22 protein-coding genes are annotated in these 22,918 nt (G+C 46.1%); 20 read left to right on the forward strand and 2 right to left on the reverse strand.

Going from position 1 to position 22,918, the window contains the following annotated elements; genetic code table 11:
- Positions 1-2: 2 nt before the first annotated feature.
- Positions 3-1,028, forward strand: coding sequence for a pseudaminic acid synthase (pseI, locus tag MHN02_RS02475; protein ID WP_014975896.1), 1,026 nt, complete (start codon positions 3-5; stop codon positions 1,026-1,028).
- On the opposite strand, the gene pseC is transcribed toward pseI, so the two are convergent.
- Positions 1,009-2,178, reverse strand: coding sequence for a UDP-4-amino-4,6-dideoxy-N-acetyl-beta-L-altrosamine transaminase (gene pseC, locus MHN02_RS02480; protein WP_039224844.1), 1,170 nt, complete (start codon positions 2,176-2,178; stop codon positions 1,009-1,011). The genes pseI and pseC overlap by 20 nt on opposite strands.
- Positions 2,175-3,176, reverse strand: coding sequence for a UDP-N-acetylglucosamine 4,6-dehydratase (inverting) (gene pseB / locus MHN02_RS02485; RefSeq protein ID WP_014975898.1), 1,002 nt, complete (start codon positions 3,174-3,176; stop codon positions 2,175-2,177). Before pseB ends, pseC begins: the two co-directional genes overlap by 4 nt.
- A 234-nt stretch (positions 3,177-3,410) precedes the next feature.
- Here pseB and MHN02_RS02490 point away from each other — a divergent pair, with 234 nt between their 5' ends.
- The 19 genes from MHN02_RS02490 (at position 3,411) to flhB (ending at position 22,851) form a co-directional block, all read left to right on the forward strand.
- Entirely contained in the window at positions 3,411-4,211 is an 801-nt protein-coding gene (locus MHN02_RS02490; protein WP_239244388.1) for a flagellin, read from the forward strand.
- A gap of 163 nt (positions 4,212-4,374) precedes the next feature.
- Positions 4,375-5,838: a sigma-54 dependent transcriptional regulator gene (locus MHN02_RS02495; RefSeq protein ID WP_039224849.1), complete on the forward strand. Its 1,464-nt coding sequence runs from the start codon at positions 4,375-4,377 to the stop codon at positions 5,836-5,838.
- 136 nt (positions 5,839-5,974) lie between these two features.
- A complete protein-coding gene (locus MHN02_RS02500) occupies positions 5,975-7,117 on the forward strand; it encodes an ATP-binding protein (RefSeq protein WP_239244390.1) in 1,143 nt (380 codons plus the stop codon).
- Between the two features lie 16 nt (positions 7,118-7,133).
- Positions 7,134-8,471, forward strand: a complete 1,338-nt coding sequence (locus MHN02_RS02505; RefSeq protein ID WP_039224852.1) for a sigma-54 dependent transcriptional regulator — start codon at positions 7,134-7,136, stop codon at positions 8,469-8,471.
- A 241-nt stretch (positions 8,472-8,712) separates the two neighbouring features.
- Positions 8,713-9,048 carry a flagellar hook-basal body complex protein FliE gene (gene fliE, locus MHN02_RS02510; RefSeq protein ID WP_014948630.1) on the forward strand — a complete coding sequence of 112 codons (336 nt, stop codon included), beginning with the start codon at positions 8,713-8,715 and terminating at the stop codon, positions 9,046-9,048.
- 12 nt (positions 9,049-9,060) lie between these two features.
- Positions 9,061-10,755: a flagellar basal-body MS-ring/collar protein FliF gene (gene fliF, locus MHN02_RS02515; RefSeq protein ID WP_239244392.1), complete on the forward strand. Its 1,695-nt coding sequence runs from the start codon at positions 9,061-9,063 to the stop codon at positions 10,753-10,755.
- Positions 10,756-10,767: 12 nt separating this feature from the next.
- The gene (gene fliG / locus MHN02_RS02520; protein ID WP_014975903.1) at positions 10,768-11,808 is read left to right on the forward strand and encodes a flagellar motor switch protein FliG; all 1,041 of its coding nucleotides are present in this window, start codon (positions 10,768-10,770) and stop codon (positions 11,806-11,808) included.
- A gap of 39 nt (positions 11,809-11,847) precedes the next feature.
- Positions 11,848-12,630, forward strand: a complete 783-nt coding sequence (gene fliH / locus MHN02_RS02525) for a flagellar assembly protein FliH (RefSeq protein ID WP_239244394.1) — start codon at positions 11,848-11,850, stop codon at positions 12,628-12,630.
- Complete coding sequence (gene fliI / locus MHN02_RS02530) at positions 12,623-13,957, forward strand: flagellar protein export ATPase FliI (protein ID WP_014948634.1); 1,335 nt, start codon at positions 12,623-12,625, stop codon at positions 13,955-13,957. The genes fliH and fliI overlap by 8 nt, the downstream gene beginning before the upstream one ends.
- 72 nt (positions 13,958-14,029) lie before the next feature.
- Positions 14,030-14,476, forward strand: a complete 447-nt coding sequence (gene fliJ, locus MHN02_RS02535) for a flagellar export protein FliJ (protein ID WP_239244396.1) — start codon at positions 14,030-14,032, stop codon at positions 14,474-14,476.
- Between the two features lie 351 nt (positions 14,477-14,827).
- The gene (locus MHN02_RS02540; protein ID WP_239244398.1) at positions 14,828-17,143 is read left to right on the forward strand and encodes a flagellar hook-length control protein FliK; all 2,316 of its coding nucleotides are present in this window, start codon (positions 14,828-14,830) and stop codon (positions 17,141-17,143) included.
- Between the two features lie 227 nt (positions 17,144-17,370).
- Positions 17,371-17,910 (forward strand): flagellar basal body-associated protein FliL, encoded by a 540-nt coding sequence (gene fliL, locus MHN02_RS02545; RefSeq protein ID WP_014948637.1) that lies wholly within the window; start codon positions 17,371-17,373, stop codon positions 17,908-17,910.
- Positions 17,911-17,937: 27 nt separating this feature from the next.
- Positions 17,938-18,996, forward strand: a complete 1,059-nt coding sequence (gene fliM, locus MHN02_RS02550) for a flagellar motor switch protein FliM (protein WP_239244400.1) — start codon at positions 17,938-17,940, stop codon at positions 18,994-18,996.
- Between the two features lie 17 nt (positions 18,997-19,013).
- Positions 19,014-19,421 carry a flagellar motor switch protein FliN gene (gene fliN / locus MHN02_RS02555; protein ID WP_014948639.1) on the forward strand — a complete coding sequence of 136 codons (408 nt, stop codon included), beginning with the start codon at positions 19,014-19,016 and terminating at the stop codon, positions 19,419-19,421.
- Between the two features lie 28 nt (positions 19,422-19,449).
- Complete coding sequence (gene fliO, locus MHN02_RS02560; RefSeq protein WP_239218626.1) at positions 19,450-19,902, forward strand: flagellar biosynthetic protein FliO; 453 nt, start codon at positions 19,450-19,452, stop codon at positions 19,900-19,902.
- The gene (fliP, locus tag MHN02_RS02565) at positions 19,895-20,650 is read left to right on the forward strand and encodes a flagellar type III secretion system pore protein FliP (protein ID WP_014948641.1); all 756 of its coding nucleotides are present in this window, start codon (positions 19,895-19,897) and stop codon (positions 20,648-20,650) included. The genes fliO and fliP overlap by 8 nt, the downstream gene beginning before the upstream one ends.
- A gap of 8 nt (positions 20,651-20,658) precedes the next feature.
- On the forward strand, positions 20,659-20,928 hold the full coding sequence (gene fliQ / locus MHN02_RS02570) for a flagellar biosynthesis protein FliQ (protein ID WP_012517675.1): 270 nt from the start codon (positions 20,659-20,661) through the stop codon (positions 20,926-20,928).
- Positions 20,929-20,940: 12 nt separating this feature from the next.
- On the forward strand, positions 20,941-21,720 hold the full coding sequence (gene fliR / locus MHN02_RS02575; protein WP_014978604.1) for a flagellar biosynthetic protein FliR: 780 nt from the start codon (positions 20,941-20,943) through the stop codon (positions 21,718-21,720).
- A 6-nt stretch (positions 21,721-21,726) separates the two neighbouring features.
- Positions 21,727-22,851, forward strand: a complete 1,125-nt coding sequence (gene flhB, locus MHN02_RS02580; protein WP_239244402.1) for a flagellar biosynthesis protein FlhB — start codon at positions 21,727-21,729, stop codon at positions 22,849-22,851.
- The last annotated feature ends 67 nt before the right edge of the window (positions 22,852-22,918 follow it).

The raw sequence follows: 22,918 nt of genomic DNA on the forward strand, positions 1-22,918 counted from the left end.
AGATGTATCCATTTAACGACCAAGTCTTCATCATTGCCGAGCTGTCTGCCAATCACAATAACGATTTTGATTTGGCCGTCGATACGATAAAGGCGATGGCGAAAGCAGGTGCCAATGCGGTTAAAGTACAAACATACACCGCAGATTCGCTAGCTATCAATGTTGATAATGACATTTTTGGAAAGCGCAAAGAAGGGCTGTGGAAAGGGCGTACTTTGTGGGATTTATACAAAGAAGCGTCTATGCCTTACGAATGGCACGAGCCACTGCAGAAAGTGGCTCAAGAGCTAGGCTTGGTGTTTTTTTCTAGTCCATTTGATGTAGATGGCGTGGCATTTCTAGAGCAACTGAACGTTCCCCTATACAAAATAGCCTCCTTTGAAATCACAGATATTCCTTTAATCAGGGCGGTAGCAAAAACGGGGAAACCCATAATTATTTCTACGGGAGTTGCTCAAGAGGCGGATATTTCCTTAGCATTGGAAACCTGTCATAGGGAAAACAACCATCAGGTAACACTACTAAAATGCACTTCGAATTATCCCTCCACTCTTGCTGATGCTAATCTGAAAACCATGGCCGATATGCGCGCTAGATTTGATGTAACTGTAGGTGTTTCTGACCATACCATGGGCTCTATTGTACCCATAACAGCTACCGCATTGGGAGCTAGAGTAATAGAGAAGCACTTCATTTTAGACAGATCGCTTGGTGGGCCAGATTCAGCGTTTTCGATGGAGCCTAGGGAATTTTCTGATATGGTGGAAAGCGTTCGCCAAGTAGAGCAGACTTTAGGTAAAGTCACCTATGCGGTAAGCGAAAAAGATAAGCTAAGACGTCGTTCGCTTTACGCCAGTGCACCCATTCAAAAAGGGCAGCCCTTTACCCACGATAATGTTAAGTCACTTAGAACTGGGTTTGGCTTAGCTCCGCAACATTTAGACGCACTTCTTAGTCGTGATGCGTCTAAACATTACAACATTGGCGAGCCTATATTAGAACTTGAAGTTAACTCGATAATTGATTAACAACGTCAATTGTCGTATCGACTATGTATTGCGCTTCTTCTTGCGTTAATGACGGGTAAAGAGGTAGCGTAATAGCATGGTGATAGTATTGTTCGGCATGCGGGTAGTCACCTTTTTTGAAGCCTAATTTTTGATAAAACGGCTGAAGGTGAATGGGAATGTAGTGGACGTGAGCAAAAATTCCCTTCGCTCTCAAGGTCTCTATAGCAATTTTATGCGTTTCAGAGTTCAACCTTGTGGCTCTTACAACGTACAAGTGATAGCTACTGTAGCAGTTACTTTTTACATCCAGAGGCGTGATATTGGCTTGATGTTCGAATGCATTGTCATAAAAAGCCGCGAGTACGTTTCTTTGCTCAACGAATTGAGCCAGTTTTGTTAGCTGACTTGTGCCTAGTGCAGCCTCTACATCGTTCATGCGGTAGTTAAAGCCCAATAGCACCTGTTGGTAGTACCAAGGTCCATGAGAAACTTCTGTCATTTCGTCCTGAACTGCCGTAACGCCGTGGCTTCGCATCAGCTGAATTTTTCGAGCTAACTCGCTGTTGTTGGTTAACGCCGCGCCGCCTTCCATCGTAGTGATTATCTTAACGGGGTGAAAACTGAAAACCGTAATGTCTGAATACTGACAGCTTCCAACTGGCTGATCGCGGTATTTCGCGCCAATAGCGTGAGAAGCATCTTCGATAATACGAAAGTGATATTTTTCAGCGAGCGCCGCAATAGCTTTCATGTCGCATGACTGACCTGCGAAATGCACGGGAATGACAGCTTTGGGAAGGGTCCCATGCTCTTTAGCCTGCGCTAACTTTGCGGCTAATGCACTTACATCCATATTGCCTGTTGTGGGCTCTACATCAACAAAGTCTACCTCGGCACCGCAGTAAAGTGCACAATTCGCAGAGGCAACGAAGGAGTTGGGGCTGGTCCATACCGTATCGTTTTTCTCTACTCCAAGAGCAAGGCAAGCAAGGTGCAGTGCTGACGTAGCGCTGTTAACCGCTACAGCATGCTTAGCACCGCTTTGCAGAGTCAGAGCTTCTTCAAATGCTGGTACGGCTGGGCCTTGCGTTAGCCAGTTGGATTTTAGTGAATTAACGACGGTGTTAATGTCATCTTCATCAATCGACTGACGTCCGTATGGGATCACTTATCCGCATCCTTATTACAGGAAACTATTTCCTCTACCGTGAGAAAATGTGGATTTGTATCAGATACATATTCGAAACCATCTGAAACTGGCTTACCTACTTCCTCCAGTCCGTTTGAAGTAAAGTTATTACTCCTGTGGAAGAACTTGATGGATGGTGCAATGACAAAGTGATCGTCATATTCGAAAGTGTGAAAGGCCATGTCGCCAGGGCACATCATTTCGTGAAGTTTCTCGCCAGGTCGAATACCCACTATCTTAATTGGTACACCTGGTGCCATGGCTTCGGCTAAATCGGTAATTCTAATTGACGGTATTTTGGGCACAAATATTTCGCCACCCATCATGCGCTCGAAATTCTTCAAAACAAAGTCGACGCCCTGCTGAAGTGTTATCCAAAATCGCGTCATATCTTTATGCGTAACCGGAATATGGTCAGTGCCTTCTTCAATGAGCTTATTGAAAAACGGAACAACCGAGCCTCTAGAGCCCACTACATTCCCGTATCTCACTACAGAAAATCGAGGTCTGCCCGCGCCAACCATATTATTTGCTGCAACAAACAGCTTATCGGAAGCGAGCTTAGTCGCACCGTACAAATTAACGGGGTTAGCTGCTTTGTCGGTCGACAGCGCGATAACTTTGCTTACCGAATTATCAATAGCTGCGTTTATAACGTTTTCAGCGCCATCGATATTAGTGCGGATGCACTCCGTGGGATTATATTCAGCAGCCGGAACTTGTTTCATGGCGGCAGCATGGATAACGTAGTCTACCCCTTGCATTGCGCGCGTAAGGCGGTCTTTATCTCGCACATCACCGATAAAGTAGCGCATGCAGGGAGCATTAAATTTCTGCTGCATTTCGAACTGTTTTAGCTCGTCACGCGAATAGATAATTAAGCGCTTGGGGTTATAGCGTGATAACAAATTTTCGGTGTATTTATGACCGAACGAACCTGTACCACCTGTTATCAATATAGACTTGCCGTCAAACATAGATCGCCCACGATTTTTATGATTATCGTTTAAATATATCATGTGTCGGCAACAATGCCATAAACCATTAGTTTTTAACGAGTCTTCCTTAAATAAAAAGTGAAATACTCAACAGTAACGATACCGTTGAGCCGTTGGGTATTCATTTTCATACTCTTTAAAAAAAACAGTCACTCGTTATTCTTCTGTCTATTTACTACACTATATTAAGTGAAAGTTTAATAGGGTAGCCTCATGATTAAAATAGGTTCCGATTCAGGTAACTCGCTTATTGGTCAAATCCAAGAAAAGCAAAATAACCTGTTTGAGAAGCTTGCCAGTGGTAAGAAAATTAACGATGCAACTGACGGCGCAGCGGCCCAGCAAATCATCGACCGGTTAACTTCAGAAGTAGAAGGCAACCGCCAGGCTATTAATAACGTTTACGACGGAATTTCGGTGGCGCAGGTGGCAGAGGGTGGTTTAGGCAGCATCAATGACGATGTAAACCGCATTCGCGAACTTACCTTACAATCTGGTAATGGTGTTTTAAGCAGTGGCGATCGCCGTGCTATCCAATCTGAAATAACACAGCTACAAGAGAATATCTCCCAAACCATTGAGCAGACGAATTTTGCTGGCAAGCCGTTATTATCTGAAAATGGCTCACTTGAATTCCAATCAGGTTCAAGTGCGGGCCAATCAATAAGCGTCAACACACAGGATGTTGCTGCTCAATTAAACGATGTACTGGCTATCGATATTACGTCGGGAACCAGCATTGAAGATGCGCTAGGTGCAACTGATGCTGCAATTGAAACGCTCGGTAACGCGCGAGGCGATTTAGGTGCTACCCAAAACCGTTTCGAAAGTGCGGCGCGTTCTCTTACTCAAGCTAACGTGAACACCGCTGAAGCGCGTAGCCGCATTCAAGATCTTGATTTTGCTCAAGCTGTGTCACAGCAGGCGTCAAACGATGTGCTTGGTCAGGCGGCGCTAACCGTTCAAGCGCAAGCGAATCAGCAGCAAAGTCAGGTTTTATCACTGTTGAGTTAAACCAACATGAATTAATTTTGCTAAAATTATTCGAAAGAAGCAGGGTAACCTGCTTTTTTTATTGATACATTTCCGAAAACAGCGGTTGCGCTCCGATCTTTTGTCGTTACAATTTATAAATGCGCTAAACTGTAAATAATAACAAAGCGTTCTCGGGGAATTGATGAAGAACATTTTGCTGGTTAGTGACAACCAGGAACTTATTCAAAACTTGGAAACTATCGTTACCTTCATGGGAGAATCGTGTCAATCGCGAGGCTTTAGTGATTGCGAACGGTATTTGCAAGATAGTGGGGCTGATGCTGTTCTTATTGAGCACATATCGCCAGCCATAGTCAGCGGACTGGTTGAGAAGTTTCCTCACATACCATTTGTAGCATTGGTTGAAAATAATAGCCAAGCATCAGCAGGTTGTAATCTCGTTAGCGTTATTGCAACGCCATTAACCTATCCCGTTTTGACCCAAGCTATCCATCGTTGCCAAGAATACTCAAGGCGCAAACCGAGCTTGTCTCGTACATCGGGAACAAAGACGCGACTGTTTAGAAGCCTTATTGGTAAAAGCGAACAAATACAAATAGTTCGTCGATTAGTTGAACAGGTTGCTCCAACTGATGCCACTGTCTTGATTCTAGGTGAGTCTGGAACAGGTAAAGAGGTCGTTGCACGTAATGTTCACTTCTTATCTGAACGCAAAGACGGGCCATTTATTCCGGTAAATTGCGGTGCCATTCCTGGCGAGCTGCTAGAAAGCGAGCTATTTGGTCACGAAAAAGGGGCGTTTACTGGCGCAATCAGCGCGCGTAAAGGCCGTTTTGAGTTAGCGGAAGGCGGTACGTTGTTTTTGGATGAAATCGGCGATATGCCGCTTCAGATGCAGGTTAAATTATTGCGCGTGTTGCAAGAGCGTACCTTTGAGCGCGTAGGCGGCAACAAGCCCCTTCAGTGTAACGTACGCATTATCGCTGCGACGCACCGCAATTTGGAAACCATGATCAGTGAAGACAAGTTCCGTGAGGACTTGTATTACCGACTCAACGTGTTCCCAATTGATAGCCCTGCACTTAGACAAAGAAAAGACGATATCCCCTTACTGCTCCAAGAGCTAAATAGTCGTATCCAAGGTGATGGGGTGGAAGGTGTGCGCTTTACCGAGCAAGCGATCGCCTCGTTAATGGAGCACGAATGGGCGGGCAACGTTCGTGAGCTGTCTAACTTGGTTGAACGCTTAACTATTCTTTATCCTGGTCAAATCGTTGATATCGCCGATTTACCTGAGAAATATCAATACGGTGATATACAGGCTTACGAGCCTGATTATCCCGAAGAAATTCTTGAGCGTGAAGCATTCAATGCACTCTTTGCTGAAGCGGCCGCGCAAGAGCCTGAAGAAGATCTTAACGAGCAAAGCCATGAGGGTTTGAACGGAATGGTTTCTTCATCTTTACCTGAGGAGGGGGTTAATCTCAAAGAGTACCTTTCTGAGTTGGAAGTAAACCTCATTCGACAGGCGTTAGACAATCAAGATTGGGTGGTGGCTCGAGCTGCCGACAAACTTGGTATGCGCAGAACAACGCTTGTCGAGAAAATGCGGAAGTACGATATTCAACGTACTGAAGAAGCGTAATGTCAGGTAATTGACGTTGCGCCTTCCTCTATAATTTCATCCTATCTAACTGAAAAATAAGTCAATGATGAATTGGCACATCTTCTGCTTTATCTAAGTCATAGTTTAACAGCGTCTGCAATTTGACGAGGGTAATATGGCTTTTGACAGCACACCACAATCAACTGAGTACTCAGCATCAAGCTATGCGTTAGAAAGTATTGATAATGCGATATCTCGTGATGAATACGACCCCTCAAGCAGTGACGATATTTCGTCTTTACGGTTGCAGGCGAGTCGACTTGAACACTTACTTCAGGTAATGCCTGCGGGCGTTATCGTTATAGACGGCAAAGGGATCGTACGCCAAGCCAATGAACAAGCGAAAGCACTGTTAGGTGAACCGCTGGAAGAGGAAGTGTGGCGAAGTATTATCACGCGCTCATTCAAGCCTCGCGCTGACGACGGCCACGAAGTCTCACTTGTTGACGGTCGCCGAGTGAAGCTTTCTATCACGCCATTAGAAAATGAGCCTGGGCAATTAATTGTTATTACCGACTTAACCGAAACGCGGCAGCTGCAAGCACGCGTGAGTCATATGCAGCGCCTGTCTTCTCTCGGAAAAATGGTGGCATCCCTTGCTCACCAAATTCGTACGCCTCTTTCTGCGGCCATGCTCTATGCGTCTAATTTAACGCGCAAAGGCTTGGGACAAGAAGCGCAAACTCAATTTGCAAACAAGCTAACTGACAGGCTTAAAGAGCTAGAGAGTCAGGTTAACGACATGCTGCTTTTCGCTAAGTCAGGGGAAGAACAAGTGGTCAGCCAAATTAGCTTGGGAGAGTTGTTTACTTCAATTGAAGGCAGTGCCCAAACCATGACGGCTCAAGCACAGCAAACGCTCACTTTTAGCGGCTTTGATAAAAACGTATCTATTACCGGTAATCTTACAGCGCTTCAAGGCGCGTTATTAAACCTTGTTCACAACGCGAGCCAAGTTACTCCGAAAGGGGAGTGCGTGCACGTAGAAACTGCAGTGTCTGGTGAACGTTTGCATGTGGCCATTATAGATAAAGGTCCTGGCGTACCGGATAAACTCAAAAACAAAATTTTTGAACCGTTTTTCACAACTAAAACTCATGGCACGGGCCTTGGCCTTGCGGTTGTTAAATCCGTCGTAAACGCCCACAACGGTTTGCTTAGCGTATCAAATATGCCAGAAGGTGGGGCGTGCTTTAGTGTGTCTTTGCCGTGTGTGGTGAACGCTCAATCTTCACAAACATTGACTCATGTTGCGTAGGTCATAGGAGAGAATAATGTCTAAAACTACCATTTTAATTGTTGAAGATGACGCAGGATTACGCGAAGCACTCCTAGACACCCTTCTGTTAGGTAACTATGAAGTTGTTGCCGCTGACTGTGCTGAAGAAGCGTTAATGGTGCTGTCTTCGCGCTCCGTCGATTTAGTGGTAAGCGATATTCAAATGGGCGAAATGAGCGGTTTAACGCTACTTAAAAGTATCAAAACTAAGTACCCCAATATGCCGGTGCTATTGATGACAGCCTATGCCACTATTGATGATGCCGTGCAGGCAATGCGCGATGGCGCTACAGACTATCTATCAAAACCGTTTGCCCCAGAAGTACTGCTTAATTTAGTGGGACGCTACGCGCCGGCTCAAAAAATAGAGTCACGCACGCCTATTGTTGCTGACCCTTCAAGCTTGAAGTTACTTGAGCTTTCTCGCAAAGTCGCGAAGTCCGACGCCACTGTGATGGTAATGGGACCAAGCGGTTCGGGTAAAGAAGTGCTGTCTCGCTATATTCACGATCAGTCGCCGCGAAGTGATGCGCCATTTGTCGCCATCAACTGTGCAGCCATACCAGAGAACATGCTAGAAGCGACCTTGTTTGGTTACGAAAAAGGTGCGTTCACCGGCGCAATCCAAGCTTGCCCGGGTAAATTTGAACAAGCCCAAGACGGTACGCTGTTACTTGATGAAATAACCGAGATGGATTTGGCGCTTCAAGCTAAACTGCTGCGCGTGTTACAAGAGCGGGAAGTAGAGCGTCTTGGCGGACGTAAAACGGTTAAGCTCAACGTCCGTGTTATTGCTACAAGTAACCGAGATTTGAGAAAAGCAGTGGATGCGGGAGAGTTCAGAGAAGATTTGTACTATCGCTTAAATGTATTCCCTATCGAGTGGCGCCCACTTTCGGAACGTCCGGGTGATATTGTCCCTCTTGCCGAACACCTGGTTCAGCGTCACGCTAGTTCTCAAGGGCTGGGTACTATCAGGTTAAGCGCAGCAGCACGCAATAAGCTGTCGCAATACAGCTGGCCAGGGAACGTTCGCGAACTAGAAAACGTGGTTCAACGGGCGCTTATTTTATGTGAACACAATGAAATCGACGCCAGCGATTTAATGATTGACGAAGACATGACGGCACCTGTTGAAACACTGCAAGAGCATGTTGAAGAAAATAGGTTAGGGTCTGAGCTTCGTTACCAAGAACACCAAATTATCCTCGATACATTGGTGTCGTGTAACGGCAAGCGTAAAGATGTGGCAGAAAAGCTCGGCATTAGTCCAAGAACCCTTCGTTACAAATTAGCGCGCATGCGCGAAGACGGTATTGAAGTGCCCGCATAAGGTCGCTTTCTACACTTTCGGTTTCCTCGTCCTTATCCGTCGCCTCCGTAGTAAAGAAGGCGGCGGTTTTTTGTTGCTCACACTAAGTCAAACGCCATAAATTTGGCTAACCCTCTTATTTTTTATTTATCTTATTGATATGTATGGATTTTTAAAGTTGGCAAGCCCTTTGCTAAATCCCCTCTATAAATAAGTTATACGCCGATGTTCAGGCGGTCTCGAAAAAGCACTAGGAGTGGTTATGGACGTTAAAGCCAATAGTTTGTATCAAGAAATGCAGAACATGATTGGGCAAACTCGTCTTCAAGTTAATGAGCCTCAACAGCAGCCGCTTAGTGAAGTTAATAGCTCGGCAAGTGATTTCTCGACCATGCTAAAGAATGCGGTAGATGGTGTAAACGGCATGCAGCTCGAATCTAAAGATGCGCAGCAGCGTTTTGAAATGGGCGACCCTAACTTAAGCCTAGCTCAAGTTATGCTGACGAAAGAAAAGGCGGGCATTGCTTTTGAAGCCACTGTTCAAGTACGTAACAAAGTACTTGAAGCCTATAAAACAATAATGAATATGCCGGTGTAGGTGGAGTAGGTTATGGCTGAAGCTACAGGTACAAACCTTACGGTTCCTGATCAAAATCAATCAGTGGACAATGAGCCAGAAAACAAATCTGGTTTTATGGACACTTTAGGTAGCGCAGATATGATGCGCCAAATGGCCCTTGTGGTTGTTTTGGTAATCTGCGTCGCCATCGCTATTTTTATTCTTATCTGGTCGCAAGAACCTGATTACCGTCCACTTGCGAAAATGGAAACCCAAGAGCTTATTGAAACCCTCGATTATATGGATGCGAACCAAATCGACTATAAGCTTGAAGGCAATATTGTTTACGTAAGAAGTGACGAATTCCAAAACATCCGTTTAGGCATGACCCGCCAAGGGTTAACAAAGGCCTCTGATGCCGGTACCGATATCATTATGCAGGATATGGGGTTTGGTGTGAGCCAGCGTGTTGAGATGGAACGTCTAAAACACGCCCGCGAGCAACAAATCGCGGCTACCATCGAAGATATCGCGAGTATTCAAAAAGCCCGTGTCTTGTTAGCTATGCCTAAAGAGAACGTATTTGCGCGAAGAGAGAAGAAAGCGTCGGCAACCGTTGTGCTAACGGCTAAGCGCGGTGCCGTTATTGCAGGTGAAGAGGTTGATGCTGTTGTCGATATCGTTGCGTCTGCAGTGCAAAACATGGAGCCGTCTAAGGTAACCGTAACAGACAGCAATGGTCGTCTGCTTAACTCAGGCTCTCAAGATTCTATGAGTGCTCGTGCCAGAAAAGAATACGAGATTGAGCGCCAGCGTGAGCAAGAGTACTTAGAAAAAATTGACGCGATACTGATTCCTGTATTGGGCATAGGTAACTACACAGCACAAGCTGACGTTACCATGGACTTTACAGCTATGGAACAAACACAGCGTAGCTACAATCCTGATTTACCTGCGGTTCGCAGTGAAATGATAATGGAAGAAAACAGCGTAGGTGGCGGTGTTGGCGGTATTCCTGGTGCACTGTCTAATCAGCCTCCGTTAGATTCTAATATTCCAGAAAATGCTGTGGGCGGTAGTCAGCAAACTATGCCTGGCCGCACAGCGAAAGAATCAACACGCAACTACGAACTTGATACCACTATCAGTCATACCAAGAAACAGACAGGGGTTATCCGCAGATTAAGTGTGTCGGTTGCCGTAGACTACACCCAAGTTGCGGGTGAAGACGGCGCCATGACGCCAACGCCTCGCAAACAAGAAGAAATTTTAAATATTCGCAGACTATTGCAGGGCGGCATTGGCTTTGACGTTACCCGCGGTGATTCATTAGAGGTTGTTAGCGTTCCCTTTACTCGCATGGATGCTGGTGAAATTGAAGATGCGCCTTTGTGGGAGCAGCCTGGATTTCTGCCAATTCTTAAGCTAGTTGTAGGTGGCTTGGTTATAATAGTACTTATTATCTTTGTAATTCGGCCTATGCTGCGTCGTCTTATCAACCCAGATGAGTCGAACGACGCCGATGAGTTTGATGCAGACGAGGGCTTAGATTTAGGCGATGACACCATTAGCATGTTAACGTCTGACTTTGACGAAGGACAGGTAGGCTTTGCGCCAGATGGTTCACTCATGCTGCCTGACCTGCACAAAGATGAAGATGTACTTAAAGCCGTACGTGCCCTTGTGGCCAATGAACCTGAGTTATCAGCCCAAGTAGTGAAGGGCTGGTTAATGCAAGACGAGTAGTGAGATAAGATTATGGCTGAAGAACTTGCCAATGTTGACGAGCCGTCATACGACGTCAGTAAATTAGAAGGCGTAGAAAAAGCGGCCATCTTGCTGCTGAGTCTTTCTGAAGAAGACGCCGCCCAGATATTGAAACACTTAGAGCCCAAGCAAGTACAAAAGCTCGGTACTGAAATGGCAAAAGTGGACGATATGACGCAAACCAAAATTACGGCGGTTCATAAGCACTTTATCGAAGAAATTCAGAATTACAGTACCATTGGCTTCCAAAGCCAAGACTTTGTTAAACGTGCGCTAACAGCCGCGTTAGGTGAAGATAAGGCCGCAAACCTAATTGATCAAATCCTGATGGGAAGCGGTGCAAAAGGCCTAGACTCATTGAAGTGGATGGACTCTAAGCAAGTAGCCAGCATTATTCGCAATGAGCACCCGCAGATTCAAACTATCGTATTGTCTTATTTAGAGCCTGAACAAAGTGCTGAAATATTGGCGCAGTTCCCTGAAAAAGTGCGACTCGACTTGCTAATGCGTATAGCAAATCTAGAGGAAGTTCAGCCGGCTGCACTACAAGAGCTGAACGAAATCATGGAGAAACAGTTTGCAGGTCAAGCGGGTACACAAGCAGCCAAAATGGGCGGCTTGAAGTCTGCAGCGAACATTATGAACTACCTAGATACCGCGATAGAAGGTCAATTGATGGATGCTATTCGCGAGCAAGACGAAGAGATGAGCCAGCAAATTCAAGACCTGATGTTTGTATTCGACAATTTAGTCGATGTAGACGACAAGGGTATTCAGGCCATATTGCGCGAAGTACAGCAAGACGCGCTGCTTAAAGCCATTAAAGGTGCTGACGAAGAGCTTAAAGACAAAATTATGCGCAATATGTCTAAGCGTGCTGCTGAAATGCTTAATGATGATTTGGAAGCGCTCGGTCCTGTGCGTATTAGTGAAGTGGAAACAGCGCAGAAAGAGATCCTTTCTGTTGCCCGTCGACTTTCTGACTCTGGTGAAATCATGCTTGGTGGTGGCGGTGGCGAAGAGTTCCTGTAGGAACGCTAGTCCCGTCACTCATTTAGCCTAGGTAAATATATGACTGCCAAAAAAAGTTTCAGCGAAAACGAAGTAAATGAAGCTAAAAAATGGGACCTACCTTTCGTTGATGACCCCACTGCACCCCGAGAAAACGAGCCGACCAACGCGTTAAACAAACGTTCAGATTGGAAGTATGAACCGCCTGAAGTTGAGGAAGAGATTAAGCCGCCTACCGCTGAAGAAATCGAAGCTATACGTCAGGCTGCTTATGATGAAGGTTATCAGGAAGGCAAAGAAAAAGGTTTTGAAGAAGGAAAAGCGCAAGGCCTTGAAGCAGGTTTAGCGGAAGGTAGAGAGCAAGGTCACACCGAAGGGCTTGAACAAGGGCTTGAAGAAGGCCGCCAGCAAATGACGGCACAAGCCGAAGTGTGGCAAATGCTTGCTGAAAAATTTCACGACCCACTCTCGCAAGCCAACGATGAAACCCGAGATCAATTGGTAAAACTCGCCGTTACTCTTGCAAAAGCAGTTATTAAAACAGAGGTAAGTACTAACCAACAGGTTATAATGCAGGCGTTAAGCGAAGGTATTAAAGCGCTACCAATTAATCAAGCTGACTATCAAATTCATATGAATCCTGAAGATATTGAATTGGTAAAAGAGCATTTTGGTGAAGAGGAAATGACCAAAAAAGGCTGGAATTTGGTTGAAGCACCAGCAATGGAACGCGGTGGCTGTGACATTACCACTGCGCAAAATGCCGTAGATGTGTCGATTGAGCGTCGATGCCGCGACGTTATCGATAAGTTTCTTTTAAACCAAGGTTTATCTAATGACTAGCCCTTGGCATGCCCATTTTGAATCACTTACTAAACAAGTGACATCGCCACCCGTTGTTGCGGCGGGAAAATTAGTCCGGGGCATAGGGCTTACCCTTGAAGCTGTAGGTTGCCAGCTGCCGGTGGGCAGTCAATGTTTAGTGCAAACCATCGAAGGCGAAATAGAAGCTGAAGTAGTTGGCTTTGGTGATGATATTACCTATTTGATGCCCACTGAAGCGGTTCGCGGTATTGTGCCAGGGAGTCGCGTTATGCCGTTAAACCGGCAAAGCGGTTTGCCGGTAGGTATGGGACTGTTGGGTCGTGTGGTCGATGGCAACGGTCAGCCCCTTGACGGACTGGGTGAAATCAATGCCGAAGCGCGAGCTCCCACCACGCGTCCTCCTATGAACCCGCTCATTCGCCGTCCAATCAACACCCCTATGGATGTTGGCGTACGTGCCATCAATGCGTTAAATACGGTTGGCGTTGGTCAGCGTATGGGGCTTTTTGCAGGAAGTGGCGTGGGTAAAAGTGTGCTACTTGGCATGATGACCCGAGGCTGTGAAGCCGATGTGGTCGTGGTTGGGCTTGTAGGTGAGCGTGGCCGAGAAGTAAAAGAGTTTATCCACGAAATACTGACAGAAGAAGAACGCCAACGGGCGGTTGTAGTGGCAGCGCCAGCCGATACTTCACCGCTTATGCGTTTAAAGGGCTGTGAGACGGCGGTAACTATCGCTGAATATTTTCGTGATAAAGGCATGAAAGTACTGTTGCTGATTGATTCGTTAACTCGCTATGCCATGGCGCAGCGCGAGATTGCATTAGCTGTGGGTGAGCCACCGGCCACAAAAGGTTATCCGCCTTCGGTGTTTGCTCGGCTGCCCGCACTAGTAGAACGTGCAGGTAACGGCAGCGAACGACAGGGGTCTATAACGGCTTTTTATACGGTGCTAACCGAAGGTGACGATTTGCAAGACCCCATTGCCGACGCCGCTCGCGCTATTTTAGATGGTCACGTGGTGTTGTCGCGAACCCTTGCCGATAGCGGTCATTACCCTGCTATTGATATTGAAGCGTCAATAAGCCGTGTAATGCCAATGGTCGTGAGCGAAGAACATCAATTGATGGCGCGTCGTATTCGACAAGTTTATTCAAACTACAAACAAAACCAAGACCTCATTTCTATTGGCGCTTATGCGAAAGGATCAGACCCGCGTATTGATCTGGCTATTCGCGCAGAGCCTGCAATCAACGCTTTATTGCAGCAAGGGATGAAACAAGTCATACCGTATGACGAGAGCTTAGAAGGCATGGCTGCACTGGCTAAAGGGCTAGGACAAGGCTAATGTATAGTGCTGCAATGCAAGTTAGCTTGCCTATGATCCAGAAGTCGTCAACTTTCCTAAAGGTATCGCACAATGTCTAAACAACTAGAACGTTTAGCCGAATTCGAGCGCGAAAAAGAGCAGCGAGAAGCCCGATACTACAAACAGGCCCAACAGAACGTTAATCAGCAAAAGCAAAAGCTAACCAGTCTTGAGCAGTACCGCATTGACTACATAAAAGGTATTCAACAAACCGGTCAAGCAGGTGTTACCGCCACCTATTATCAGCAGCATTTATCCTTCGTTGGAAAACTGGATAAAGCGTGCGAGCAACAGATGCAAGTGATTGCTCGTGCACAAATGGCTGCGGATCAGCGAAAGCAACTGTGGCTAAAGCAACAACAAAAAGTGAAAGCTGTTACCTTGTTGCTAGATAAGAAAAAGTTAGCAGAGCAGAAAAAAGAAGCCAAAGCTGAGCAAGCCATGATGGATGAGTTTGCTACCCAACGATTTTTCAGAGCTAAGCGCTCGCCTTTCTGATAATTAGTCGAGCCTCTGCCACTTTGGCTCAACCCTTGCAAAAACCATTTCATAATGTACTAGCGCGACGTAATTACTTTGCAATCGCTACTACGGTAAATCATCGTTTCTTTGAGTTTCATCACACAGTATAGCGTTTGAAATTCAGCGAGGGCGACTAAGGGCCGTAGCGAAAAATCATAGCGATACATGCTGACTAAGTAATGCTAAGTGATTGTAAATAAAGTAAGCGTTGGTGGGTTTGCGATGAAATGGCATCAAGTTTTTTGTAATAAAACGCCACGTGAATCATTCGCATCACGATACGTCTTCTTGGTGAAAGACGATTTAAATGTAGGACGGTAGGACAATATGCAACAAGTTGCCGCACATAAAACAGACATTGCCGCATTACCATTCTCTGCTTCTGGTACGGCGAAAGCCGTTGGAACGGGTATCGGAACTCAGCAACAAGCGAACAATGAAAATAACCAAGCATTTAACCGACTTTATCAAGACGCGAAAACGACCAAGTCAGATTTTGTTTTAAACGAAAAAGAAGATCAGGTTGCTCAATCTCGAACAGCAAACCGTTCGGACAGAGCGGCTCCCCAATCTTCAGTATCCAGTGACACGATCAAAAATGGTAAAGACCGCGATGCGGGACATACGGATTTACCTGTTCGTGACGAAGTGACAGATATTCCAGCTGAGTCTGAAGCTGACTCTCATAATGCAAATCAAGAAGAAAATGCAACGCTTGGTGCACACGAGGTTGCGCAAGGTTCAGCAACGACAACGCAGCCTTCAACTGACGGTGAAAATACCAATCTCGTTATTGACGACGCTGAAGGCGCCGTTGAACAAAAAAACGTGACCGACGCCCAGTATGTCATTGGAGAAGGCGGCGGGAAAGATGCCGAGGCTGGCGTTATAACCTCACCTGGCACGCCAGACGGAAAGCCAAGCAAAGACGACGGCGAGCCAGACTGGATTGCCTACGTTGAGACGGTAGCCAATCGTTTTGGAAAAAGTGATGAATCTTCAGGTGAATCAGGTACCACAGAAGATAAGGGTATCTCTGAAGCTGCAGGCGAGGCAGTTAACGTCGTATCTATAAAAGAAAGCGGAAAACTTTGGAAGCTTCCGGAGGATGTGGATGCGAGCGATATGCCATCGGTCATGGCTCATCTGTTGTCGCAACTTAATAGTAACAATGATGGTGAATTAGCCATCGAATCCCTGTCGTCTGAAGCACAACAAACACTCACTGCGCTAACTTCACTTCTTATTGGTGGCAACGCTAACAATCAACAGAGTGGAAGTGATAGTGAAGCGAACAATGCGTCTTCAAATGCGCAAACCGATATCAATACTAATTCAGATAAAAAAGTAAAAAATGACAATGAGCTTTCAGCATTAATTGCCAAGCTCATGCAGACTGATAACACAGAAAATCCTGAACAAGGTCTAGCGTCAGACACTGAAGCCGCAAATGCATTAAGCGGTATGTTAGAAACGTTAAATGGGCTATCTGAAAGCGGTAAAAAATCGGCCGATGAATCGCTCGTACTAAGTCTACTAGCAGATGAACTTAACAATATTCAGGCCAAATCTCTTGGTGACAATCTCGCCGAGGCTCAAGAGTTATTGGCCGAGTTAACTTCAGAGGCAGCTGTTGCCGGCAGCGTGGCGGTAAATACAGCAGCGTCAAACGACGCTAAATCAGTATCGTCTGAGGGGCTGTCAAACGTTGATAACAGCGGCGAGCAAACCAAGGTAGTTGATTCTTTTGGTGCTACAGAAATTTCAAGCGACCTGCTTTCAGCGATAAGTGAGCTATCGCCACAAAGCGCGCAAAAGGCAACAGAAGCGTTTGCAGAGCGTGTAGTCGCGGCTCTGCCTGGTGGTGCACAGCAACAAGCGGTGAAGGCTAACATTATCGCTGGCATTAACGAGTTTCAGCAACAAGTCCAGCAAGGTAGAGAGCCTGGCATTGATTTATCAACTATTGTTGCCGATGCCGCAAAAGATGCTGCGGTAAGTGCTGATGTGGTTGCTTCAATGACAGCGCGTGTAGACGGTCAAGCCAGTCAATTCTTAAATTTGATGACGCAAACGCAAGCAAGTGCTCAACACGCTATTGCTGGATTGGTTAATCCAACTGAATCGGTTATGCAGGAAAACTCTCAGCTTCGCGCTGAAGCGTCAAAAACTCAGCAGCAGTTTGAAGGTTTTGATAAAGCGGTCAATATTCATAAGAGCGACGGCCAGCAGCAGCTTAGTGAGAAAATTCGCTGGATGGTTAATGCGCGAAATACCATGGCTGAAATTCGCTTAGATCCTCCCGAGCTTGGCAGTATGCAGGTGAGAGTAAATGTGGCGGGTGACGCTGCAAGCGTCAGCTTTGTTGTGCAATCACAGCAAGCTAAAGATGCGTTGGCCGATGCTATGCCTAAGCTAAGGGATATGCTTTCAGAACAGGGTATTGAGTTAGGCGACGCCCAAGTTAGGAAAGATAATTCTTCTGGTCAAGAAAATGGCCAGCAACTTGCAGGAAACAGTCACCAAGGTCAGGGAGCTGGGGATCGTGGAGAAAATGACGGTGTAGACGACACGGATGGCATGCGGGTTATTGAGCAGTCGATTTCGCGCGCGGACAAGGGCGGCATAGACTTTTACGCTTAACCACATCCCGTATGAATTATTACCAATAGGTCGCATAGAGAGAATACGTAAACGCTGCTATGTTTTGAATGAAAGGAGTGAGCAGTAGGTGATATTAGAGGGTAATAGGAAGCGTGAAGATGCAAAAAATTACCCGTACACATATTGTTTTCCTCAAATAATGGCATTGCCATTTTTGACGGAACCTTGATAATACGTTTTTTCCGAGCATTACTGACGAGTTACACATGGCTGAAGAAGAATTACAAGTAGAAGAAGGCGGTAAAAAGAAAGGCAAAATGATGTTGATCATCATTATCGCTGTGGTTCTTTTAGGAGGCGGTGCAGCTGCCTATTTCTTATTGTTCGCAGGCGGTGATGAGCCAGCAGCCGAACAGCTTGCCGAGACTGATGCCGCAGCAGCGGCTGCGAGTGCACCAGCATCAGCAGCAGGGAAAGCTGAAATGGGCACTGCGCTTTACGTAGCGATGCCGCGACCTTTTGTTTTTAACGTGCCGGGCGCAGGAAGAGACAGGTTGGTTCAGATAAAAGTGCAGTTGCTTGTGCGCGGTTCTGACAATGAAGAGTTGGCGAAGACGCATATACCGCTAATTGAAGGGACATTACTACAGGCTTTTAGTACTTCAAACGCAGACGATCTGGTTACCGAAGCCGGTAAAATTGAGCTTCGCGAGCAGGCAGTAACTGAAGTACAAAAAGCATTAAAGGACATTACGGGCAGCGATGTAGTTGAGCGCGTATTGTTCACTGGGTTTGTCATGCAGTAATGCATTGACTAAGTAAGGTAGAAGACGGTGAGTGATTTATTATCTCAAGATGAAATCGATGCCCTATTACACGGGGTAGATGATGTAGAAGAAGAAGAGGTCGGCGGCAGCGACTCTGATGCTTCTACGCTCGAGTACGACTTCTCCTCGCAAGACAGAATTGTGCGTGGGCGTATGCCTACGCTTGAAATAGTTAATGAACGTTTCGCACGTCACATGCGTGTGAGTTTGTTCAACATGATGCGACGTTCAGCTGAAGTATCGATTAACGGTATTCAGATGATCAAGTTTGGCGAATATATTCATACGTTATTCGTTCCAACGAGTTTGAACATGGTGCGTTTCCGTCCGCTTAAAGGTACGGGGCTTATCACCATGGAAGCCCGCTTGGTATTTATTCTGGTAGACAACTTCTTTGGTGGTGATGGTCGCTATCATGCGAAAATTGAAGGCCGGGAGTTTACGCCAACGGAGCGCCGTATTATCCAGATGCTGCTTAAAATAATCTTTGAAGATTATAAAGAAGCCTGGGCACCAGTCATGGATGTGTCGTTTGAATATTTGGACTCAGAAGTAAACCCTGCGATGGCGAACATTGTGAGCCCGACCGAGGTGGTGGTCATCAGCTCGTTCCATATCGAACTAGATGGCGGCGGTGGCGACTTCCACGTGTCCTTGCCATACTCAATGTTAGAGCCCATTCGCGAATTGCTTGATGCAGGTGTTCAAAGCGATAAAGAAGATACAGACTTACGTTGGAGTAAGGCGCTTCGCGATGAAATCATGGACGTTAAGGTGGCGTTAACTACGCATATGCTAGACGTTGATGTACCGCTTCGCGATGTGATGGAGTTTAAACCTGGCGATATCATCCCTATGGAGATGCCAGAAACCATCACAGTATTAATTGAAGATTTACCCACATTCAGGGCTAAATTAGGTCGCAGTCGCGACAATTTGGCACTGAAAATTGTAGAGAAGATTGCAAGACCGACTTCAGTGAAGTCTGAGCTACAGTTATTAACCCGCGGTGGGCGCATTATTGATAATGACGCAGAACTGCAAGTACTCGAAGAAGACCTGTAAGGTAGAGGGGAGTTCCCATGAGTGAAGACGGTATGGACGATTGGGCAGCGGCAATGGCCGAACAAGCCGAATCTGAAGCGGAACAAGAGGCTGGCGATAACGAAGACGTACAAGTTGCTGAACTTGACGAATTAACTGACGACGCGCCGATTACGCAAGAAGAAAAGAAAAAGCTAGATACCATTCTAGATATACCTGTGACTATTTCGATGGAAGTCGGTCGTAGTCAAATAAGTATCCGAAATCTGCTACAGTTGAACCAGGGTTCTGTGGTGGAGCTGGATCGTGTTGCCGGTGAGCCACTAGATGTATTAGTTAATGGCACGTTGATTGCTCATGGAGAAGTAGTAGTGGTCAACGACAAATTCGGTATTCGATTAACGGATGTTATTAGTCAAATTGAGAGAATCAAGAAGCTCAGATAAAACTTCTTATAAAGCAAGGGGTTGCGCAATGCTGCCCCTTTTATTTAGCCAGATAGCCGTCGCGCAGTCGACCCAGTCAATCACCAATCCCACGTCGGTACTGTCAATTTTCCTTTCTTTACTTGTCGTTGTTGGCGTCATTTTCGCTCTCGCTTATGTGATGCGTCGATTTAATGTCACTGCGATGGGTGGAAATCAAATGAAAGTCGCGGCCAGCATGGTTGTTGGCGCAAAAGAAAAAATCATGGTGATTCAGGTAGGTGAAGAGCAGCACCTCATTGGTGTAACCAGTCACAACATCTCTCATTTAAGCAAATTAGATAAGAATCTCGATGTGCCTGTGAAAGGTGTGAACAAAACCACAGGCGAGCAACAAAATGGTGCCGATGCGTTTAAACAAAAACTTGTTGCTGCCATGGCGGGAAAGCTCAACCCGAATATAGAAAAGAATAAAACAAAGGAAGAGTCTAGAGATGCGTAAGTTTGCCTGGCTACTTTTAATACTGCCCTTATTACTTCTCGTTGAGCCCGCCTATGCTCAACAGGGGATTTCTGCAGTCACGGTGACAACCAATCAAGATGGTTCTCAAGACTACACCATGACGCTTCAAGCGCTGTTTATCATGACAGCGCTAAGCCTTATTCCTGCGTTTATCATGATGATGACCTCTTTCACGCGTATTATTGTGGTGTTGTCTATTTTGCGTCAGGCGATTGGCTTACAACAATCACCGTCAAACCAGATACTCATTGGCGTTAGTTTGTTTCTATCCATGTTTATTATGGCGCCGGTGTTTGAAGAGGTGAACGAGCGAGCTTTACAGCCCTATCTTAACGAGCAGCTCACCAGTTTAGACGCTCTTGAGCAAGCCAAAGGCCCTATGCGCGCGTTTATGCTTTCTCAAACACGGGTAAAAGACTTAGAAACGTTTGTACGAATAGCCGGAGACGAAGGAAAATACGCTGACACCAATGAAGTACCGCTAACCATCCTTATCCCCGCATTTGTAACCAGTGAACTTAAAACCGCGTTTCAAATCGGTTTTATGCTATTTATTCCCTTTCTCATCATTGACTTGGTGGTAGCGTCTATATTGATGGCTATGGGTATGATGATGCTTTCACCTATGATTGTATCCTTACCGTTTAAGCTCATGTTGTTCGTGTTGGTTGATGGATGGAACTTGATTTTCGGCACGTTGGCGACCAGCTTCGGCATGGGCGTCTAGGAGGGCTTATGTCACCAGAAGTCTTTGTAGAAATACTGCGAGAAGCCATGTTCATGGTTATTGTGTTGGTATCTGCGGTGATTGTTCCAAGCTTGATCGTAGGTCTAGTTGTTGCTGTTTTCCAGGCGGCGACAAGTATCAACGAACAGACCATGAGTTTCTTGCCCCGCTTGCTTGTTACGCTTCTCGCATTGAGCTGGGGAGGCAACTGGTTGGTGCAACAGCTTATGGACTTTACTTTCAGAATGGTTGATATGATCCCGCAGGTTGTGGGATAGAAGGCTAAAGCTGTGGAAGTCGAACTTGCGACCATCAATCAATTTCTAGCAGACATGCTGCTGCCGTTTATGCGCATTAGCGGCTTATTCGTGGCCATGATTGGCTTGAGTGCTAAATCCATTCCCCCGCAGGTAAGAGCCTTGTTGGGTATAATGCTCACGCTCATTATCATGCCGGTAGTGCCCCCGTCACCCATAGAAAATTTGGTGGATGTGGGCACATTTTTAATCGTTATTCAGCAGTTGCTAATAGGCATTGCTATTGGTTTTATATCAATGATGGTGCTCAATACCTTCGTGCTTGCAGGTCAAATTATAGCAATGCAAACCGGTTTGGGGTTTGCGTCAATCGTTGACCCGGTAAACGGTATTAACGTGCCCGCAGTCGGCCAGTTTTATCTGATACTAGCGACCTTATTGTTTTGGACCTTGGATGGGCATTTGTCCATGATCCAAATGATAGTAATGAGCTTCGAGGCGTTTCCCATAGGCGAAGCATGGTGGACAGGAGAACAGTTCCGAGATATTGCCCATTGGGCCGGCTGGATGTTTATATCGGCAGTGACCCTCTCTCTTGCGCCAATTGTCTCGCTGCTTATCGTGAACTTGGCGTTTGGCGTAATGACCAAAGCTGCACCACAGCTAAACATTTTTAGTATTGGTTTTTCCATTGCTCAGGTAATGGGATTACTGATTATTTGGATAACACTTGATAACTTTACTGCACACTTCGAAACCCAATGGTTTAGAGCCGAACAGTTTATGTGTGAACTATTGAATATTTGTTCGTAGGAAAACATGGCAGATTCAAGCGAAAAAACAGAAGACCCCACGGGGAAAAAACTCGAAGATGCCCGAAAAAAAGGGCAGCTAGCTCGTTCCCGTGAACTCTCTACGACCCTAGTACTTATCGTCAGTGCTTTTATGTTCTTGTTTGTGGGCGGGTGGATTGCTGAATCTGTTTTTAAACTTACTCAGAGAATGTTCATTCTCTCTCGTGACGAAACCTATGATATCACCCACATGTTTGGCGCATGGGGTGAAGCTTTTTCGGCGGTAGGTCCTGCCGTGCTGCTATACATGGTTGTGGCAATGATAGCGGGCATTTATGGCTCTATTGCGCTTGGTGGTTTTAACTTTACCTGGGAAGGGGCAAAACCTAAGGGTTCCAAAATGAGCCCTATTCAAGGCTTCAAACGCATGTTCGGCATGAACGGCTTGGTTGAGTTACTCAAGTCTATAGCGAAAGTGGTGGTCATAATTGGCATGGCCATCGGAGCGTTACTGTTCTTTGAAGATGAAGCGCTCCACCTTGATATGGAGCTTTATCCGGGAAACATTTTTCACGCACTCGACATGCTTAAGTGGGCGTTTCTTATTCTGGTGTGCGGCATGATCCCTATCGCGCTCATTGATGTGCCTTATCAAATGTATAAGCACAACAAAGAAATGAAGATGACCAAGCAAGAGGTTAAAGACGAACGGAAAAATGCGGAAGGCGACCCTATGGTTAAAGGCCGAATTCGCCGTCTACAATATCAGGCTGCAACCAAGCGCATGATGCAAGAAGTACCACAAGCAGACGTAGTGGTGACTAACCCGACCCATTTCTCGGTTGCTATCAAGTATGATGAGAAGGGAGTGAGGGCGCCGGTTGTGGTCGCTAAAGGTGCTGATGAGCTAGCGATGCACATCAGAAAAATTGCTACCGCCAACGAAGTGCCGTTGATCCCTTCTCCCATGCTTGCACGCGCCATTTTCTACTCCACTGAAGTGGACGATGAAATTCCTAACGCCTTATTTATGGCGGTAGCGCAGGTGCTCGCACATGTTTATCAGTTAAAAGCGCATAGAGCAGGTAAGGGCAAACGTCCTAAGCCACTTAAACGGGATTTGCCTATCCCACCAGAGTACCGACACTAACCCAACCGCTAAATGGGTTAAAATTGACTTTGAAGGTGGGACATAGTTATGTGCCCCGAACCAGCTA

It is taken from the genome of Alteromonas sp. CNT1-28 (genome assembly GCF_022348345.1).
Lineage (GTDB): Bacteria > Pseudomonadota > Gammaproteobacteria > Enterobacterales > Alteromonadaceae > Alteromonas > Alteromonas macleodii.

What these genes read in the sequence shown, in the direction of transcription:
- MHN02_RS02490 (WP_239244388.1), top strand. Translation starts at nt 3,411, where the DNA reads ATGATTAAAATAGGTTCCGATTCAGGTAACTCGCTTATTGGTCAAATC.
- pseI (WP_014975896.1), top strand. Translation starts at nt 3, where the DNA reads ATGTATCCATTTAACGACCAAGTCTTCATCATTGCCGAGCTGTCTGCC.
- fliO (WP_239218626.1), top strand. Translation starts at nt 19,450, where the DNA reads ATGCTGCCCCTTTTATTTAGCCAGATAGCCGTCGCGCAGTCGACCCAG.
- MHN02_RS02505 (WP_039224852.1), top strand. Translation starts at nt 7,134, where the DNA reads ATGTCTAAAACTACCATTTTAATTGTTGAAGATGACGCAGGATTACGC.
- MHN02_RS02500 (WP_239244390.1), top strand. Translation starts at nt 5,975, where the DNA reads ATGGCTTTTGACAGCACACCACAATCAACTGAGTACTCAGCATCAAGC.
- fliG (WP_014975903.1), top strand. Translation starts at nt 10,768, where the DNA reads ATGGCTGAAGAACTTGCCAATGTTGACGAGCCGTCATACGACGTCAGT.
- fliQ (WP_012517675.1), top strand. Translation starts at nt 20,659, where the DNA reads ATGTCACCAGAAGTCTTTGTAGAAATACTGCGAGAAGCCATGTTCATG.
- fliE (WP_014948630.1), top strand. Translation starts at nt 8,713, where the DNA reads ATGGACGTTAAAGCCAATAGTTTGTATCAAGAAATGCAGAACATGATT.
- MHN02_RS02540 (WP_239244398.1), top strand. Translation starts at nt 14,828, where the DNA reads ATGCAACAAGTTGCCGCACATAAAACAGACATTGCCGCATTACCATTC.
- fliP (WP_014948641.1), top strand. Translation starts at nt 19,895, where the DNA reads ATGCGTAAGTTTGCCTGGCTACTTTTAATACTGCCCTTATTACTTCTC.
- fliN (WP_014948639.1), top strand. Translation starts at nt 19,014, where the DNA reads ATGAGTGAAGACGGTATGGACGATTGGGCAGCGGCAATGGCCGAACAA.
- fliJ (WP_239244396.1), top strand. Translation starts at nt 14,030, where the DNA reads ATGTCTAAACAACTAGAACGTTTAGCCGAATTCGAGCGCGAAAAAGAG.
- MHN02_RS02495 (WP_039224849.1), top strand. Translation starts at nt 4,375, where the DNA reads ATGAAGAACATTTTGCTGGTTAGTGACAACCAGGAACTTATTCAAAAC.
- fliL (WP_014948637.1), top strand. Translation starts at nt 17,371, where the DNA reads ATGGCTGAAGAAGAATTACAAGTAGAAGAAGGCGGTAAAAAGAAAGGC.
- fliH (WP_239244394.1), top strand. Translation starts at nt 11,848, where the DNA reads ATGACTGCCAAAAAAAGTTTCAGCGAAAACGAAGTAAATGAAGCTAAA.
- pseB (WP_014975898.1), bottom strand. Translation starts at nt 3,176, where the DNA reads ATGTTTGACGGCAAGTCTATATTGATAACAGGTGGTACAGGTTCGTTC.
- flhB (WP_239244402.1), top strand. Translation starts at nt 21,727, where the DNA reads ATGGCAGATTCAAGCGAAAAAACAGAAGACCCCACGGGGAAAAAACTC.
- fliI (WP_014948634.1), top strand. Translation starts at nt 12,623, where the DNA reads ATGACTAGCCCTTGGCATGCCCATTTTGAATCACTTACTAAACAAGTG.
- fliF (WP_239244392.1), top strand. Translation starts at nt 9,061, where the DNA reads ATGGCTGAAGCTACAGGTACAAACCTTACGGTTCCTGATCAAAATCAA.